Annotated in this window: 13 protein-coding genes and 1 pseudogene; 7 read left to right on the top strand and 7 right to left on the bottom strand. The window is 69.5% G+C overall.

All coding sequences use genetic code 11. The features are described 5' to 3' along the window. Positions 1 to 14: 14 nt before the first annotated feature. The 3 genes from HYQ63_RS06790 to HYQ63_RS06780 are packed head-to-tail and all read right to left on the bottom strand — an operon-like array spanning position 15 to position 2586. Entirely contained in the window at positions 15 to 719 is a 705-nt protein-coding gene (locus HYQ63_RS06790) for a 3-oxoacid CoA-transferase subunit B (RefSeq protein WP_179933014.1), read from the bottom strand. Next, positions 716 to 1387 carry a 3-oxoacid CoA-transferase subunit A gene (locus HYQ63_RS06785; protein ID WP_179933013.1) on the bottom strand — a complete coding sequence of 224 codons (672 nt, stop codon included), beginning with the start codon at positions 1385 to 1387 and terminating at the stop codon, positions 716 to 718. The genes HYQ63_RS06790 and HYQ63_RS06785 overlap by 4 nt, the downstream gene beginning before the upstream one ends. Further along, the gene (locus HYQ63_RS06780; RefSeq protein ID WP_179933012.1) at positions 1384 to 2586 is read right to left on the bottom strand and encodes a thiolase family protein; all 1203 of its coding nucleotides are present in this window, start codon (positions 2584 to 2586) and stop codon (positions 1384 to 1386) included. Before HYQ63_RS06780 ends, HYQ63_RS06785 begins: the two co-directional genes overlap by 4 nt. A gap of 83 nt (positions 2587 to 2669) precedes the next feature. Between HYQ63_RS06780 and HYQ63_RS06775 the strand changes: the two genes are divergently transcribed. Both HYQ63_RS06775 and rph read left to right on the top strand, forming a co-directional pair. Then, the gene (locus HYQ63_RS06775) at positions 2670 to 3557 is read left to right on the top strand and encodes a LysR family transcriptional regulator (RefSeq protein ID WP_179933011.1); all 888 of its coding nucleotides are present in this window, start codon (positions 2670 to 2672) and stop codon (positions 3555 to 3557) included. A gap of 199 nt (positions 3558 to 3756) precedes the next feature. Beyond that, a complete protein-coding gene (rph, locus tag HYQ63_RS06770; RefSeq protein WP_179933010.1) occupies positions 3757 to 6363 on the top strand; it encodes a rifamycin-inactivating phosphotransferase in 2607 nt (868 codons plus the stop codon). Positions 6364 to 6443: 80 nt separating this feature from the next. On the opposite strand, the gene HYQ63_RS06765 is transcribed toward rph, so the two are convergent. Then, the gene (locus HYQ63_RS06765) at positions 6444 to 7049 is read right to left on the bottom strand and encodes a TetR/AcrR family transcriptional regulator (RefSeq protein ID WP_179933009.1); all 606 of its coding nucleotides are present in this window, start codon (positions 7047 to 7049) and stop codon (positions 6444 to 6446) included. A gap of 237 nt (positions 7050 to 7286) precedes the next feature. Between HYQ63_RS06765 and HYQ63_RS06760 the strand changes: the two genes are divergently transcribed. Both HYQ63_RS06760 and HYQ63_RS06755 read left to right on the top strand, forming a co-directional pair. Continuing rightward, positions 7287 to 8438 carry an FAD-dependent monooxygenase gene (locus HYQ63_RS06760; protein ID WP_179933008.1) on the top strand — a complete coding sequence of 384 codons (1152 nt, stop codon included), beginning with the start codon at positions 7287 to 7289 and terminating at the stop codon, positions 8436 to 8438. Beyond that, positions 8438 to 9925: an MFS transporter gene (locus tag HYQ63_RS06755; protein WP_257231678.1), complete on the top strand. Its 1488-nt coding sequence runs from the start codon at positions 8438 to 8440 to the stop codon at positions 9923 to 9925. Before HYQ63_RS06760 ends, HYQ63_RS06755 begins: the two co-directional genes overlap by 1 nt. 60 nt (positions 9926 to 9985) lie before the next feature. On the opposite strand, the gene HYQ63_RS06750 is transcribed toward HYQ63_RS06755, so the two are convergent. After that, on the bottom strand, positions 9986 to 10516 hold the full coding sequence (locus tag HYQ63_RS06750; protein WP_179933007.1) for a hypothetical protein: 531 nt from the start codon (positions 10514 to 10516) through the stop codon (positions 9986 to 9988). Positions 10517 to 11427: 911 nt separating this feature from the next. After that, positions 11428 to 12099, bottom strand: a complete 672-nt coding sequence (locus HYQ63_RS06745; protein WP_179933006.1) for a hemerythrin domain-containing protein — start codon at positions 12097 to 12099, stop codon at positions 11428 to 11430. A 363-nt stretch (positions 12100 to 12462) separates the two neighbouring features. Between HYQ63_RS06745 and HYQ63_RS06740 the strand changes: the two genes are divergently transcribed. After that, positions 12463 to 13569, top strand: a complete 1107-nt coding sequence (locus HYQ63_RS06740) for an NAD-dependent epimerase/dehydratase family protein (protein ID WP_179933005.1) — start codon at positions 12463 to 12465, stop codon at positions 13567 to 13569. 1101 nt (positions 13570 to 14670) lie between these two features. On the opposite strand, the gene HYQ63_RS06735 is transcribed toward HYQ63_RS06740, so the two are convergent. After that, a complete protein-coding gene (locus HYQ63_RS06735; protein ID WP_179933004.1) occupies positions 14671 to 15843 on the bottom strand; it encodes an epoxide hydrolase family protein in 1173 nt (390 codons plus the stop codon). Positions 15844 to 15925: 82 nt separating this feature from the next. Here HYQ63_RS06735 and HYQ63_RS06730 point away from each other — a divergent pair, with 82 nt between their 5' ends. Together HYQ63_RS06730 and HYQ63_RS06725 are read left to right on the top strand one after the other, a co-directional pair. After that, positions 15926 to 16501: an ABATE domain-containing protein gene (locus HYQ63_RS06730; protein ID WP_179933003.1), complete on the top strand. Its 576-nt coding sequence runs from the start codon at positions 15926 to 15928 to the stop codon at positions 16499 to 16501. A gap of 62 nt (positions 16502 to 16563) precedes the next feature. Then, positions 16564 to 16719, top strand: a pseudogene (locus HYQ63_RS06725) (ISL3 family transposase); the annotation flags it as partial. Between the last annotated feature and the right edge of the window lie 46 nt (positions 16720 to 16765).

Below are 16765 nucleotides of genomic sequence, written 5' to 3'. Positions count from 1 at the left end.
GCTCAAGGCCGCCTTCATGAGGTGCCGTGCGGCACACTCCCGGCCCCGTTCGCCGGTGCGAGAGGTACGTCGAGGCGTGCCGCGAGGTCGTCGTAGGTGATGCCGAACGTTTCGAGCACGGTGGCGCCTTCGGGCCCGACCCGGAAGGTCGCGAGGTCGGTGTAGACACGGTCGACACATCCCAGCCCGGTCAGCGGGTAACCGCACTCCCGCACCAGTTTGGGCGAGCCGTCCTTCGCGAAGAGCGTCATCATGACGAACACCTTCTTGGCGCCGATCGCGAGATCCATCGCACCCCCGACGGCGGGGATCGCGTCGGGCGCGCCGGTGTGCCAGTTGGCCAGGTCGCCGACGGCCGAGACCTGGAACGCGCCGAGTACGCACACGTCGAGGTGGCCGCCGCGCATCATCGCGAAGGAGTCGGCGTGATGGAAGTAGGCCGCTCCCGGCAGCTCGGTGACCGGGATCTTCCCCGCGTTGGTGAGGTCGGGGTCCACTTCACCGGGCTTGGCCGCGGGGCCCATGTTGAGCAGGCCGTTCTCGGTGTGCAGCACCACCCCCGATCCGGCGGGGAGGTGGTCGGCGACCCGCGTCGGCTGGCCTATGCCCAGGTTGACGTAGGAGCCGTGCGGGATGTCGCGCGCCACGATGGCGGCCATCTCGTCCTTGCCCAGCGGCCCCCGGTCGGGGTTTTCCACGAGTGAGTCGGTCGGGTTCATGCGGCCACCTCCGTCCGCACGATGCGGTCGACGTAAATGCTCGGGGTCACGACGGTCTCCGGGTCGATGGCACCGGTCTCGACGATGTCGCGGACCTGTGCCACGACCGTGGTCGCGGCGGTGGCCATGACCGGTCCGAAGTTGCGGGCGGTCTTGCGGTAGAGGAGGTTGCCCATCCGGTCGGCCGTGTGGGCGCCGATGAGGGCGACGTCGCCCTTGATGGGGTACTCGAGCACGTAGGTGCGGCCGTCCATCTCGCGGGTCTCCTTGCCCTCGGCGAGGGGCGTACCGACGCCCGTGGGGCAGAAGAACGCGCCGATGCCGGCGCCGGCCGCGCGCATCCGTTCGGCCAGGGTGCCCTGTGGCACCACTTCGAGCTCGATCCGTCCCTCGTGGTAGAGCCGGTCGAAGACCCAGGAGTCGGACTGGCGGGGGAAGGAGCACACGATCCTGCGCACCCGTCCCTTGGCCAGCAGGGCGGCCAGGCCCGTGTCGCCGTTGCCCGCGTTGTTCGACACCACGGTCAGATCGCTCGCGCCCTGCCGGATGAGCGCGTCGATCAGCTCGACCGGCATGCCCGCCATGCCGAACCCTCCGACCAGCACCGTCGAGCCGTCGCTGATCCCGGCCACGGCCTCATCGGCGTCCGTACACACCTGAACGGTCATCGTGTCTGCTCCGCAACGTTCTCCAGGACGACCGCCAGGGCCTGTCCGACACCGATACAGATCGCGGCGACGCCCCACCGCTTCCCCGACTCGCGCAGCCGCGCGGCGAGCGTGCCCAGGATCCGTCCGCCGGAGGCGCCGAGGGGATGGCCGATGGCGATCGCACCGCCCTTGGTGTTCACGATGGACGGATCGATCTTCCAGGCGTCCACGCAGGCCAGCGACTGAACGGCGAAGGCTTCGTTGAGTTCGACCGCGGACACGTCCGACCAGGAGATCCCTGCCCGCTTCAGGGCCCGTTCGGCCGCCTCGACCGGCGCGAACCCGAACATCTGCGGCTCCAGCGCGGATACCCCGCGGCCCGCTATCCGGGCCAGCGGCGCGAGGCCGATGTGCGACGCCGCCTCCTCCGAGCCGATCAGCACGGCGGACGCACCGTCGTTGAGGGGCGAGGCGTTTCCGGCCGTGATGACGCCGTCGGGGCGGAACGCCGGCTTGAGACCGGCCAGCTTCTGCGGCGTCGATCCGGGCCGGATGCCCTCGTCGCGGTTGAGACGGACCTCGCCGTCCAGCACGACGGGCACCACCAGGTCGTCGTAGAAACCCGAGTTCCAGGCGTCGTCCGCGAGGTGGTGCGAGCGGGCGGCGAACTCGTCCTGCCGTTCCCGGCCGATGGCGAACCGCTCGGCCAGCTGCTCGTTCGCCTCGCCCAGGGAGACGGTCCACTCCTCCGGCATGCGCTCGTTGACCAGCCGCCATCCCAGGGTCGTCGACACGGCGGTCACATGACCGGCGGGGAAGGCGCGTGACGGCTTCGGCAGCACCCACGGCGCACGCGTCATCGACTCCACTCCGCCGGTGAGGACGATGTCGGCGTCACCGCTCTCGACGGCACACGAGCCGATGATCGCCGCGTCCAGCGAGGAGCCGCAGAGGCGGTTGACGGTCGTGGCGGGCACCGATGTCGGCAGCCCCGCCAGCAGGACCGCCATCCGGCCGACGTTACGGTTCTCCTCGCCCGCGCCGTTGGCATTGCCCCAGACCACGTCGCCGATCAGGGCCGGGTCGAGCGACGGCGCCTTGGCCAGGGCCCCGGAGAGGGCGACCGCGGCGAGATCGTCCGGCCGAACCTCGGCGAGCGCTCCACCGAACCGCCCGAAGGGCGTTCTCGCCGCTGTGTAGACGAAGCTGGCAACCATGGGACTCAACGTAGGTTCCCGGATTGATCTAATCCAGTATCCAGTTCCGCTTGATTAATCAGCTGGAGAGATAAGCTGAGGTCATGGAACTCCGGCATGTCCGCTACTTCCTCGCTCTCGTCGAGGAATGCCACTTCGGCCGCGCCGCCCAGCGCCTGCACGTGGCCCAGTCGGCCCTCTCCCAGCAGCTCAAGCAACTGGAGCGAGAGCTCGGGACGACGCTCTTCACCCGCTCCACGCGGCGCGTGGAGCTCACCGAGGCAGGCCGCCACCTGGTCACCCATGCGCGGTCGATCGTGGATGAGGTGGAGCGGGCCAAGGACCAGATGGCGCTGCTCGCCACCGGCCGGACCGGACGCGTGTCCATCGGCTTCGTCGGAACCGCCACCTACGACGTCCTGCCGCGGATCGCCCGTACGGTACGGGCACAGCTGCCGGGCGTGTCCTTGGAACTGCGCGGTGAGCTGCTCAACCCCGAACTGGTCGGAGGACTGCTCGAAGGCACCTACGACCTCGCCCTGATGCGCACCGACACCCCGGTGGACGCCGCCGTCGAGGTCACCACCCTCCGGTCCGAACGCCTGGTGGCCGTCCTGCCCACCGGACATCCGCTGGCGGACCGCCACGAGATCCCCCTCGCGGCACTCGCCGACGAGCCGATCGTCGTCCATCCGTCCCGCGCCCGTTCCTCCATGCACGGCCGGGTCCTCGCCGCCTGCGCCCGCGCGGGCTTCGAACCCTCCGCCCTGGTCGAGGTCGGTGAGACCGCGACTCTGGTCGTGTTCGTCGCCGCAGGCCACGGCGTCGCCCTGGTCCCGGAGTCCGTACAGAGCCTCCGTCTCGACGGCGTGACCTACCTGCCGCTCGTCGAGACCGAAACCGTCGACCTGGGGCTGGCGCGCCGAGCGGGCCGGAATTCGGCGGCGACGGAACAGGTGGCGGCGGTCATCGAGGCGTGCGTCAGAAGCTGAGCGGCGCCGCGCCCCGGGTCCGGCCGACCCAGGCGCCCTCGCGGACCATTCCCACCGCGGACGGCAAACGACAAAGGCAAGGAGATCGCTCTCCTTGCCACTCTCAAGTTATAGCGCGATGGGGGGCTTGCGGCAAGACCCCGGTCGCGGCGCAGAATCGTCGGCCGAAGCCACAGCCTGCGGATACGGGGGGCACGACGTGCAGTACGTGAGGGATCTTCAAGAGGTTGACGAGGCGCAGGTCGCGGTCGTCGGCGGCAAGGGCGCGCACCTGGGCGGGCTGTCGCGCCTCGAAGGCATCCGCGTCCCGGCCGGCTTCTGCGTGACGACGGACGCCTTCCGGCGGATCATGGCGGAAGCGCCGTCGATCGACGATCAGCTCGATCAGCTGTCGCGCCTGAACCCGGACGACCGGGAGGCGGTCCGCACGCTCAGCGCGCAGATCCGCCGGACCATCGAAGGGATCGCCGTCCCGGGCGATCTCGCGGGGGCGATCACCCGCGCGCTCGCCCAACTCGGCGAGCACGCCGCCTGCGCCGTCCGGTCCAGCGCGACGGCAGAGGACCTGCCGACGGCCTCCTTCGCCGGTCAGCAGGACACGTATTTGAACATCGTGGGGCCGGCGGCGATCCTCCAGCACGTCAGCCGGTGCTGGGCCTCGCTGTTCACCGAGCGGGCCGTGACGTACCGCCAGCGGAACGGCATCGACCACCGTACGGTCCACATGGCCGTGGTCGTGCAGCAGATGGTCTTCCCGCATGCGGCCGGCATCCTGTTCACCGCCGACCCCGTCACGGGCAACCGGAAGGTCGCCACCGTGGACGCCGGTTTCGGCCTCGGCGAGGCCCTGGTCTCCGGCCTGGTGAACCCGGACGTCTTCACGGTGCGACACGGCGAAGTCGTCGCCAAGGCGATCGCCGCCAAACAGCGTGCCGTTCACGCCCTGCCGACCGGCGGTACGCAGGAAGTGGCGATCGAGTCGCAGCGGCAGGAGCAGCCGGCACTGACGGATGCGCAGGTCGTGCGGCTCGTACAGCTCGGGCGGCGGATCGAAGCGCACTTCGGCCGCCCGCAGGACATCGAATGGTGCCTGGTCGACGATGACTTCCAGATCGTTCAGAGCAGGCCGATCACGACGCTGTTCCCCATCCCCGAGACCGACGACCAGGAGAACCACGTCTACGTCTCCGTCGGACATCAGCAGATGATGACCGACCCCATGAAGCCCCTGGGGCTCTCCATGTGGCAGCTGACGGCCATGGCGCCGATGCACACGGCCGGCGGGAGGCTGTTCGTCGACGTCACCCGGCGCCTGGCCTCGCCCGCGAGCCGCGCCAACCTCCTGGACCTCATGGAGAGAGGCGATCCGCTGGTCAGGGACGCGCTGGAGACCGTCCTCGACCGCGACGATTTCGTCCCGTCGCTCCCGGACGCGAGCCCCGGCGGGCCGCCGCCCGGCGGTGCGCCCGACCCGATCGAGACCGATCCGGCCATCGTCACCGAGCTGATCGAGCGCAGCCAGGCGTCCATCGCCGCCCTGGAGCGCGACATCCGGACGAAGACCGGACCGGCGCTGTTCGACTTCCTGCTGGAGGCCTTCGAGGAGCACAAACGCGTCCTCAGTGATCCGCTGAACTTTCAGGCGATCATGGCGGGGATGGAGGCCACGTGGTGGCTCAACGACAAGCTTCAGGAGTGGTTGGGCGAGAAGAACGCGGCTGACACGCTCACGCTGTCCGCCCCCGACAACGTCACGTCGGAGATGGGACTGGCGCTGCTCGATGTCGCGGACGTGATCCGCCCGCATCCGGAGGTGGTGGCGTTCCTCCAGGACGTCGAGGACGAGGGCTTCCTGCACGAGCTGGCGAAGCTCGCGGGCGGGACCGAAGCGCGCGACGCCATCGAGACCTACCTCGACCGGTACGGCATGCGCTGCGTCGGCGAGATCGACATCACGAGGCCACGTTGGCGCGAACGCCCCACCACGCTCGTGCCCGCGATCCTCGACAACGTCAGGAACTTCGAGCCGGGCGCCGCCGAACGGCGCTTCGAAGAAGGGCGGCAGAAGGCGCAGAAGAAGGAACAGGACGTGCTGTCACGCTTGCGGGCCCTGCCGGACGGGGACCAGAAGGCCGACGAGGCCAAGCGGATGATCGACCGCGTCCGAACCTTCATCGGGTACCGGGAGTACCCGAAGTACGGCATCGTCAGCCGCTACTTCGTCTACAAGCAGGCCCTGCTGGAGGAGGCCGGGCGCCTCGTGCAGGCAGGCGTGCTTCCTGAGAGGGAGGACATCTTCTACCTCACGTTCCAGGAACTCCACGACGTCGTGCGCTCGAAGCAGGTGGACGACCAGCTCATCCAGCGGCGCAAGGACGCGTTCCGGTCGTACCACGCGCTCACACCGCCCCGGGTGCTCACCTCGGATGGCGAGGCCGTCACCGGGGCGTACCGGCGCGACGACGTCCCGGCCGGCGCCCTGATCGGCATACCTGTTTCCGCCGGGACCATCGAGGGGAGGGCCCGCGTCATCCTCGACATGGCGGAGGCCGATCTCGAAGCGGGCGACATCCTGGTCACGCCCTTCACGGACCCCAGCTGGTCGCCCCTGTTCGTCGGCATCGCGGGCCTGGTGACGGAGGTGGGCGGCCTGATGACCCATGGCGCGGTGATCGCCCGGGAGTACGGCTTGCCGGCCGTCGTGGGCGTGGAGCAGGCCACCCGGCTGATCCGGGACGGGCAGCGGATCCGTGTGCACGGAACCGACGGGTACGTCGAGATCCTGCCAGCGCCAAGCAGTTCATGACCATCCCATGACCGCCGTGTGCCGGGGTGTATGACGGGCGCTCCGGCCTTCGGCCTGAACGGTGCGGCCAGGGCGATTGCTCAGACGTGCGGTGCCGTGGCCCGGATACCGGCGAGCACCACGCCGACGATGCGTTCCGCGTCCGTGCGGGTGAACGTGCGCATCCCGCGGTTGACGATGAGGTGCACCGGGCCGGAGATCATCTCGCCGAGGAACGAGCTGTCGACCGGGGGGAGTTCACCCCGGTCGACGGCGGTGTCCACCCGTCGCTGCATCGCGGCCACGCGCTGGTCGAGGATCTTGGTCAGCGCCTCGACGGTGGCGCTTTGGCGGGCGGGCTGGATGGCCTGTTCGAGCGTCCGGCCGAACGGCGTTTCCATGCCACCGGCGAGGGCCAGCAGGAAGTCCACCAGGTCCCGGTGGATGTCGCCGGTGTCGGCGACCGAAGCGAGGTCCTCGGCGTAGCGCAGCAGCGCTTCGACCACCAGCTCCTCGCGGTCGGGCCAGTTGCGGTAGACGCTGGTCTTGTGCACGCCGGCGAACTCGGCGACCTCCTCGTAGCGGAAGCCCGCGATGCCGTCGCGCGCCACGAGCTCGACGGTCGCGGCGAGGATCTGCGCCCTCACCCGCGCGTTGCGGCCACCGGGGCGCCGTGCGGGCGGCCGGTCAGCGGTCCCGTTGGCCATCGCCGCGCTCGCCTCCTGTTCTCTCCTCGGGTGCCGATTGTCGCCAGGTGCCGCGTTGCGGTGCAAGCCGGTGGTGAGTAGGCTCGCTAAAAGCGACAGTTTGTTTCTTTAGTCGTTCGGATTGCCGCGCCTCGGCCTGCCCGACGGCCGCGCCGTTCCGCGGGTTCGCCTGTCCGACCGGCGAGCGGCGGCCGATCCGATCCGCACGCCCACCTCATCGAAACCTGGAGCGCACACGTGAACATCCTTGTCTCCGGAGCCGGTATCGCCGGGCTCGCCTGCGCACGTGAGCTCGGCACCCGCGGCCACGACGTCACCGTTGTCGAGTACGCCCGCCGCCTCCGGCTCACCGGCACACCCATCGACATCCGCGGTGATGCGATCGAGACCGCGGACAGGATGGGACTGCTCGCGGAGATCCAGAAGCAACGAATCCGGATGTCCGAGCTCACCCAGTTCGTCGACAGCGAGGGCGAGCCGGTGGCCCGGATCCCGATGGCGGAGATCAGCGACTCCGACGACGACATCGAGCTCCTCCGCGAGGACCTCGTGCGCATCCTCGCCGATGCGCTCCCGGACACCGCGGCGATCCGCTTCGGCGACTCGATCGAGACACTGACCGATGGCGGCGTGGGCGGCGGCGTCGATGTGCGTTTCGCATCGGGCCGCACCGGGCGGTACGACCTGGTGATCGGTGCCGACGGCCAGCACTCCGCGGTACGCAGACTGGTGTTCGGGCCCGAGGAGGACTACCTCCGGCACCTCGGTGTCTACTTAGCCCTCGCCGACCACCCCGGCGAGGCGCAATCCGAGGCCGCCAACTCGATATACAACGTCCCCCGCCGGATGGCAGGCATCTTCCGGTACAACGGCAAGGCCGTCGCGGTCTTCCAGTTCCGCTCGGAACGGATCGACTACGACCACCATGACCTGGACGCCCAGAAGAAGATCCTCATCGACGCCTTCGCGGGCTACCGGTCGTGGCGGATCCCGGAGTTGCTCGATGTGGCCCGCGCCGATCCCGGTTTCTTCTTCACCTCCGCGAGCCAGATCCACCTGCCCTCCTGGCACCGCGGCCGCGTCGCCCTCGTCGGGGACGCCGGGTACAGCCCGGCCTTCCTATCCGGCCGGGGCACCTCACTCGCGCTCACCGGCGCCCGCTTTCTCGCCGAAGAACTTCAGCGGTGCGGCAATGACCACACCGCCGCGTTCGCACGGTACGAGGCCCGGCAGCGCCCCTATGTCACGTTCGCCCAGGACCGTGTCTACAGCGGTCGCGACCGCATGCTCCCGACCACCTGGGCTGCCATTGCCGCCCGGAACAAGGCGCTGCAAGCACCCGGCACCGCTACGGGACCTCACCCCCAATGCGCTGGAGAGAATGCATAGTGAAAGACACGCTGGAAAAGCCCGCCCCCGGCGCTGCCCAGGAGCACCGCTGGAGCAAGCGGCTCATCCTCTGGGCGGCCGTTCTCACGCTCGCCAACGTCCTGGCCGACGTGGCCATCGGCTCGCCGATGATGGTCCTGCCCCAGTTACTGGAGCATTTCGACACCGACCAGGCCGCGTGGCTGAATGCAAGCGCGATGCTGGCCGGGGCCCTCTGGTCGCCGCTGCTCGCGAAGAGTTCCGACATCTTCGGCAAGCGCCGGATACTCATCGGCACGCTGCTCCTCGCATGCGCAGGAGCGCTGGTCTGCCTCGTTGCCCCCAACGTCTGGATCTTCCTGGTGGGGCGCTTCCTCCAAGGCGCCGCCTTCGCCGCGGTGTTCCTCACGGTGGCCCTCGCGCGCCAGATCTGCACCCCGCGGGTGGCGATGGCCTTGGTCGGGCTCGTGACGTCCGGCTCGTCGGTCGTCGGAATCATCGAGCCGTTCCTGATGAAGCCGGTCATCGATGTGTTCGGCTACCGGAGCGTGTTCATCGTGGCGGCTCTGCTCGCCGCGGCGGCCGCGCTCTGCGTGCGTTCCTTCATCCCGGAGTCGCCGATCCGCAGCACCGGCCGGATCGACGTGGGCGGGGCGCTCCTGCTCGGCGGCGGCCTCGGCGCGGTGCTCGCCTACACCAGCCTCGGGAGCAACCTCGGATGGCTGGCCGGGGGCATGATCGCGCTGTTGGCGGCCGGTGCCGCCGCGTTGGCCGGTTGGGCGTTCCTCGCGCTGCGGGTCGACGAACCCATCATCGACATCCGGGCCCTCAGCCGCCCGATCCTGCTGACGCTGCTGGCCCTGGTACTGGCAGCAGGCTCCTTCCGGAGCATGCTGCAACTGACGGGCCTCATCGCCCAGGTGCCCCCCGACCTGGGGCTCGGTTACGGGCTCGGCGACGGAGAGGCGGTCGCGGTGCTGCTCGCCACGCCCAACGTCGGCATCGTCATCGGCGGCACGTGCGCCGGATGGATCGCGGGGCGGTTCGGCCCCGCACTGCCCCTCCTCGGCGGAATCGCCGTCGGGACAGTGGGGACCTTCGCGATGCTGGCGGGCGTATCAGTGCTCCCGCTGGCGATCGTCTGCGGCGCCATGCTCGGCATGGCCGCCGGCGCGATCGGCGCCTCCGGCTACAACCTGGCGACCAGCATCGAAGCGCCCGAGCGGCAGGGCACGATCGCCGGTCTGGTGTCGGTCGTGCTCGCCCTCGGCTCGGTCGTCTTCAACATCGCCGGGGGCGAGGTGCTCAAAGCGACCCTCATTCCCGGGACCTTTGCCGACGGTGCCCCGGTGAGCACGGCGACCGGCGTGTACCTCTACGTCGTGATGGCGGGAGTGCTCTTCGCCCTCGCTGCCGTGCCCGCGATCATGCTGACACGCAACCGGCCTGCCGCACCGGCCGTTCCCGGGGCACCGCACCGCCCGGGTTCGCCCGCGGTCCGCCGGTAGCCCCCGGCGGCCCGGCTTGTCGGCACCTGGCGCAGCGCGTCGCGGCGGTGTGGGGCTGGGTCAGCGGCCGTAGGCGTCCCTGCGGGGCAGGGGGCCGACGCCGTGGCGACCGGGGCGGATGGCGGCGTGGCGTTGTCCGGGCCCGGGGCCGCCTCGTGCGGCGAGGGCGTCGGCGATGGCGCCGGTGGCGAAGGCGTAGACGGTCTTGTGCAACACGTCCACGATCAGTTCCTTGCGGGGCCAGGTGGAGGGCGGGGCGCCGATGCCGGTGGCGTTTTCGAGGATTTGGTCGTTGGTGAGGCGCACGACGGTGAACTTCGCCGAGGCCACCGGGCCGCGCAGCCCGGCGTGGGCCATGACGGAACGTAGCACGCCGAGGACAGCGGCCTGGCCGAAGTGCATGGCCCAGTTCACCGGCACGGGTTGCTTTCCGGGCTGTTCGGGCAAGCCGGTCAGGCGCTGGAGGACCCGTGCGGGCACGTGTGATTCGGGCCGTTTGGTGAGGGCTTGCTCGATCTTCTCACCGAGGGTCATCACGACACCTCCAGCGGTGCCGGCGATCAGTCCTTGCCACAGCGCGCGCTTGATCATGCCTCGACGGGTACCCGGTGCCGGCGCCTCGAGGCGCCGGTCGGGACGGACTCCACTCGGTTGCTGGGCGGCTCACCCGGATGCTGCGGTCGGCGGGCTTGCGGCGGGGCGGGGCAGGCGTACTGGGCGGCAGACGCAGGCTCTGTCAGAAGACACCCCACCATCCCGGCCCGGCCACGGGTGCTGGCCCGGGCGAGGTGGTCACTGCCGGGGTCGCGCTCCTGGCGGCAACCGCCCATCCGCTGGCACCGCCGCCCATCTGCGGCGCCGCGGTGACGTATGGCCCTGGTGGCAGATGTGTCCTGCGCCGCCGGGAGCACCAGCGCAGCCTGCGCAGCGGCGGGCTCCATGCCGGGCGGGCCGCTCACCACCCACATGGTCCAGCACCGATCGTCGGACAGCCCCGCTGCTGCTCGTCCTGGCCCGCCTTTCACCCCGGCCCTGCGGACCCTGGCGCCCGGCACCGCGTGCCGGGGGACCGCTGGTCCTTCGCGCCCTCCCGTCCTGTCGGCTGACTCGTATGCACCCCGACGCCGTCGCAAATCTCCCAGCCCGTCCCGGCGACGCCTGGCGATGCCGGGAGCCCGGCATGATCGGCAAGCCACCCCCCAGTGCCCACGATGTCCGAATGCATGGAGCAGGAGAGCGACCCCAAGGTCAAGGCGATCTGGGAGCTGCACCTGAACATGGAGCTGGAGCACCTGCGCATCGCAAGGGGTATCTGCGCGAGCTGATCGCTGACCAGCTGGACCTGACCACCCTGGGCGCCGGATACGTCCGCGAAGCCCATGAACGGTTCGAGTAGATGCAGCATGCACTCGCCCGCACCCCGGCGTCGAGTCCGCCGCCGCGAATATCGCGGGGTTCGGCGAGATACGGCCGCATGGGCGTCGTTCCGGGTCCGGGCCTTCTCAAGACCTCTTGCGCAGCCATCGGGCTGCGGTGAAGGCCGCGAACAGCAGGCCCGCGCCCCAGGCCAGCAGCTTCCTGGCACCGCGGCCGATGGGGCCGCCGAGCAGGTCGCGTGACCGGTCATATCCGCTCAGTGGCACGCCCAGGACCGCGTTGCCCGGAGGGCGCCGCGGGACGACGGGGTGGGGGTGAGTGGGGGCGGTCAGACGTGCGGCTTCCCAGACCGCTCCGAGTCGGCGCAGCCGGGCGGCGTCCGTCGCCCCCTGTAGCCGGGGCAGCAGCAGGTCTTCTTCGTCGCGGATGTCCTGACGGATCAGGCTGAAGGCGCGCTCGATCTTCTCCTCACGCACGGGATCGCCTTGGGGCAGGCGTTCGACCTCGGCGATCAAATCGTTGATCTCCTGGTGCTCCTCCTCCACGCGGGAGGTGAGTTCTTCTCCGTCCGCCACACTGCGCCTGACCACCGGCCACAGCACGGTTTCCTCGGCGAAGGCGTGGCTGAAGACGAGCTGGACGATCTCCTTCAGCACACGCTCCCGCTCGTCGCCTTCCGCAAGGGCGTAGTGGTCCATCAGCCGGTCGATCTCAGCGTGATCGCGCCGCTGCCGCGCCAGGACACTGCCGTTCCCGCCCAGCTGCCCGACGGTCTGTTCTTTGATGGTCTTGGTCATCCGCTTCTCCATTCGGGCTCGGCGGGCCAGTAGTGGTGCGCGGCAGACGTCGACCCCACAGCGCACAGTGCGGCCGTCGCTGACCGGGTATCCCCGCCACGAAGGACCAAGCGGGCCGAGACGTCGCACTCCGTGGCTGGTCTGGGCGACCAACCCAGCCATGCCGGTCCAGTCCGAACCCCTCCTGTTCGGCCGGATCGAGCTGACGCGCGCGGCCTGACACCCCTCCACCCGGGCACCGTATTGAGGCAGCCCGCTTCGGGTACTCGGGCGGTGAGTGGCGCCGACCGGCGCAGGGGCGGGAGCACCCTCGCAACCGGTCTGTCCCACTCGTCCCCCCCACCTGTCCCGAAGGAGCGGCCGATGCCCGCTGATCGCCGGACGAAAGCACGCCAGCGGGATCCGGACGCATCCGGACTGCGGGTGGTCGTGGTGGGAGCCACCGGCAACGTCGGCTCCGCGGTGGTGCGGGCGCTCGGCGAGGAGGCGGCCGTTTCCTCGGTTCTGGGGCTCGCGCGCCGTGTTCCGGATTGGGCACCGGAGAAAACGGCGTGGCATGCCGTGGACCTCGGCGACCCGGACGTGGACCTCGTGCCGCACTTCCGGGGTGCGGATGTGGTGGTGCACCTGGCCTGGCTGTTCCAGCCCACCCATGAGCCGGTCACCACGTGGCGCAGCAATGTGCTGGGCAGTGTCCGAGTCTTCGAGGCCGTGGCCGCCGCGGGTGTTCCCGCTTTGGTGTACGCGTCGTCGGTTGGTGCGTACGCGCCGGGGCCGAAGGGCCGCGCGGTCGATGAGTCCTGGTCCACCCATGGCTGGCCGGAGGCCGCGTACACCCGGGAGAAGTCGTATCTGGAGCGTTTCCTCGACGCTTTCGAGCAGCGTCATCCGGACCTGCGTGTGGTGCGGATGCGCCCCGGCTTCCTGTTCCAGCGGCAGTCCGCCTCCCAGCAGCGGCGGCTCTTCGGCGGGCCGCTGGTGCCGGGCCGCCTGGTCCGGCCGGGCCTCGTGCCCGTCGTCCCGGATGTGCCAGGGCTGCGTTTCCAGGTGCTGCACACCGAGGATGCCGCCGCGGCCTATCGGGCAGCGGCCATCCGGGACGTACGCGGCGCGTTCAACATCGCGGCAGAGCCACCGGTGGACGCGGGCGTTCTCGCGGAGATCCTGGGCGCGCGGGTGCTGCGAGTGCCCCGGCCTTTCCTGCGCGGTTGCGTCGCGGCCGCCTGGAAGCTGCATCTGGCACCGGCCTCCGCGGAGCTTTTCGACGCGGTGCTGCGGATCCCGCTGATGGACACCACGCGCGCCCGGCGGGAGCTGGAGTGGGAGCCGCGGCATACGGCCACCGAGGCCCTCGAGGAGTTCCTGCACGGGCTGCGGCGGGGAGCGGGCGGCCCCACGGCGCCGCTGGCCGAGGACTCGCCCGCGGGCCGTGCCCACGAGGTGGCGACCGGAGTGGGCGAGCGGCCCTGAAACGGCCGCTGACCGGGGCCCGGTGGACGGTGCGGACCTGGTCGACCAGCTGGCGCAACCGGAAACCCCTGTACCCACCTGGTCTGCGGCCCCGCGCACGGCCGTGGTCGATGCCTCCGCCCCGGCCGTCACAGGCTTCCACCACGTCCTGCCCCGTAACGCCACCGGCGGCACCCGTGCGGTACGGGACCTGGGCGCCGGCGCTCCGACCGGCCCCGGCGTCCCGGTCGGAGGGCGCTGTGCGGTCGCCGGTCGGCCCCTGCGCGGCCTGGGGGCGGGCACGCCCACCAGGCGACGAGCCATCCCGCTTCGACCACCGCGTCGAGGCCGTGGGCCGGGCGTGCCCGGCCGGAGGGTACGGAGATCACGTCGGCCACGAGGAGGGTGGCGGCCGTCCCCAGGCCACTGCGCCGGGCCTCAGCCAGGGAATCGGCGGCCGGACGCGCCCGCAGCTGGCCCCACCCGGTGGTGACCAGCAGTCCGGCCACCGTTCTCACCAGCCAGTTCTGCTCCGGATCCGGCTGTGTGGGGCCGAAAGAAGCGCCTGAAGCCGGTCATGTGCAGCAGCGGCCAAGCCCCGGAAGCGAGATTGAACAGACCATGTGCCCTGGTGAGGAACACTGGATACACCATTGGTCCCGGCCCGTGATCGCGCCGTCGGTCATGTCTCATACCGATCACCTCTCCTTGCCGTGCGACTCGGTTTCCCTCCACCAGCGCGGCAGGCGCTCTCCAGCCTAGTGGCATCCGCGTTTCGCCCACTGGCATACATCTTCAGGTGGCCCTGGCGTGGCTTGCGCCAGGCTCCCCGGAGGGGGTCAGGAGAGGTATCCGTACTGGAGTGTCACCATCAGCATCGAGAGTGCGATCAGTGAAGCCAACGTGGCTACGAGCAACCGCTTCTTGAGCAGTTCGTAGCGCTGCGAGAATTCGGCTTGAGATCCTCGCCGCGGCTGATAACGGTACGCAATATCTCCTTGGTGAGTGCCACGTGGCAGTCGGTGTAGAGCCGGGTGACCTCTTGAGATCGGTCTGGAAGCCGTAGGGCAACGCCTTGAGCCGGATCAGGCGGTGATCGAGTGCCGGGGCGCCGAGCCGCGTTCACCGATGAGCGGCCAGCACTGCCGCGAGGCCCTCTTGCAGGTCTTTGACGAAATACTCGGGAACCTCCAGCGACGGGAAATGCCCCCCGATTTCGGGCGACCCCCATCGGACGATCTGTCGGTACCGCTCCTGTGCCCAGGGGCGCGGACACTTCTCGACGTCGCGAGGATACATAGTGATTGCTGACGGGACGTCGACCCGAAGTTCGGGATCCAGCGAGTTGTGGCTTTCGTAGTAAATACGGGCCGCCGATGCGCCGGTCCGCGTCAGCCAATACAGGGTGACGTCGTCAAGAACGCTGTCCCTGGAAATCGTCTCGAACGGGCTATCTTCGGTGTCCGACCACTCGGCGAACTTGTCAAGGATCCAGGCAAGAAGCCCGACCGGTGAGTCGACGAGCGAGTAGCCGATGGTCTGCGGTCGGGTCGCCTGCTGCTTCGCGTACGCCGCGTGGTGGCGCCAGAAATCGCGGGTGTCCTCGGTCCACTTGCGCTCGACCGCCGTCAGCCCGTCCGTTGTCAACCCGGGCGGTCCCTCCGCGAACGTTGTGTGGATGCCGAGAACGTGCGCCGGGAACCTGCCGCCGAGAACCGTGGTGATATTACCTCCCCAGTCGCCGCCGTGGGCTGCGAACTTGCTGTAGCCGAGCCTTCCCATCAGTTCCACCCATGCGGCCGCGATCTTTTCGGTTCCCCACCCGGTGGTGGCCGGCTTGTCGCTGTAACCAAAGCCTGGTAGCGACGGGACCACGACATGGAAGGCCGGCGCGCCTGCATCTTTCGGATCTGCCAGCTCGTCCACTACATCGATGAACCGAGTAATGCTGTCTGGCCAGCCGTGCGTCAAGATCAGAGGAGTGGCATCTGCGCGCGCGGATCGGCGGTGCAGGAAGTGGATTCCCAGATCATCAATGGTCGTGCGGAACTGGCCGATGCGGTTCAGGCGCTCTTCGAACGACCTCCAGTTGTACCCGGTGCGCCAGTAGTTCACGACATCGACGAGGTCGGCGAGAGGAACGCCCTGTTCCCATCGGCGAGGGTCGGGCGCGGCGCGATGGACCGTCTCGGCCTCCGGTAGTCGCGCCGCGGCCAGTCGCGCGCGCAGATCGTCGAGGTCAGCGTCAGTTGCGTGGGCTTCAAATGCTTGCACGTCGCTGGTCAGACGGGGCATGAGGCCTCCTGGCCATCGTGGAACCGGCTAAGGCGGTTCTAGCAGTTCTCAGAGCCACGCTGCAACCCCCTAAGGTGGTTCCATGCGTGCTGGATTCCCTGACTTCCGCCTCGGTAGCGTGCTGGCGACCAGCTTCACGGGGACTCTGTCGGAGCGGCATGGCAACGCCGTGGAGCGCATTCCCACGCCGCACCGACTCGTCGACTGGCTGGCAGTGAACGGCCTCGCCGTGGACTCCTGCACCACTGCCCAGCTCGACCTCGCTCGGGAACTGAGGGAGTCGATTCACGCCGCCGCGACAGCGGCCGCGACCCAGGACGCTCTCCCTGCGTCTGCTGTCCAAGTCATCAATGGCTGTAGCGCTCAGGGCCGGGCCGCGGCGATCCTGACGCCCGAGGGTGAGCGGCGATGGCGGCTCAGCTCGGCTTCCTGCGTGGAAGATGCCCTCGGCGTGATCGCCGCCGACGCGATCAGCATCATCGCAGGTGAACGAGACGGAAAATTGGCCTTGTGTGCATCACCAACCTGCCGAGCCGCCTTCTTCGACACCAGTCAAAGTCGCACCCGCAAATGGTGTGACATGAACACGTGCGGGAATCGTCAGAAGAAAGCGCGCTTCAACGCCAACCAGCGCAAAAACCCCAGATCAGCGGAGTGATCGTTACCTCTCGCAGTCGGGGGGTGTTGGCGGGTAGGGGTGGAGGTCCGAAAGACCTCGACATGCTCCACGCTGCCTTCGCCGCGCCCTGTCTGACCACGTTCTGCCGTCTCGATGAGCTCGGTCTGGAAGCCGTCGGGCAACGCCTTGAGCCGGATCAGGCGGTGATCGAGTGCCGGGTCGCCGAGCCGGATCCGTGGTGCCGTCGTCGCGGTTCGAGCAGCCGGGCAGGAGAGGTCAGGAGGCTGGTTGAGGCGGCGATGA

This window comes from Streptomyces sp. Rer75 (assembly GCF_013414305.1).
GTDB classification, from domain to species: domain Bacteria; phylum Actinomycetota; class Actinomycetes; order Streptomycetales; family Streptomycetaceae; genus Streptomyces; species Streptomyces himastatinicus.
The sequence above is the reverse complement of the archived record's forward strand: the minus strand, read 5'-3'. Positions and strand labels throughout refer to the sequence as shown.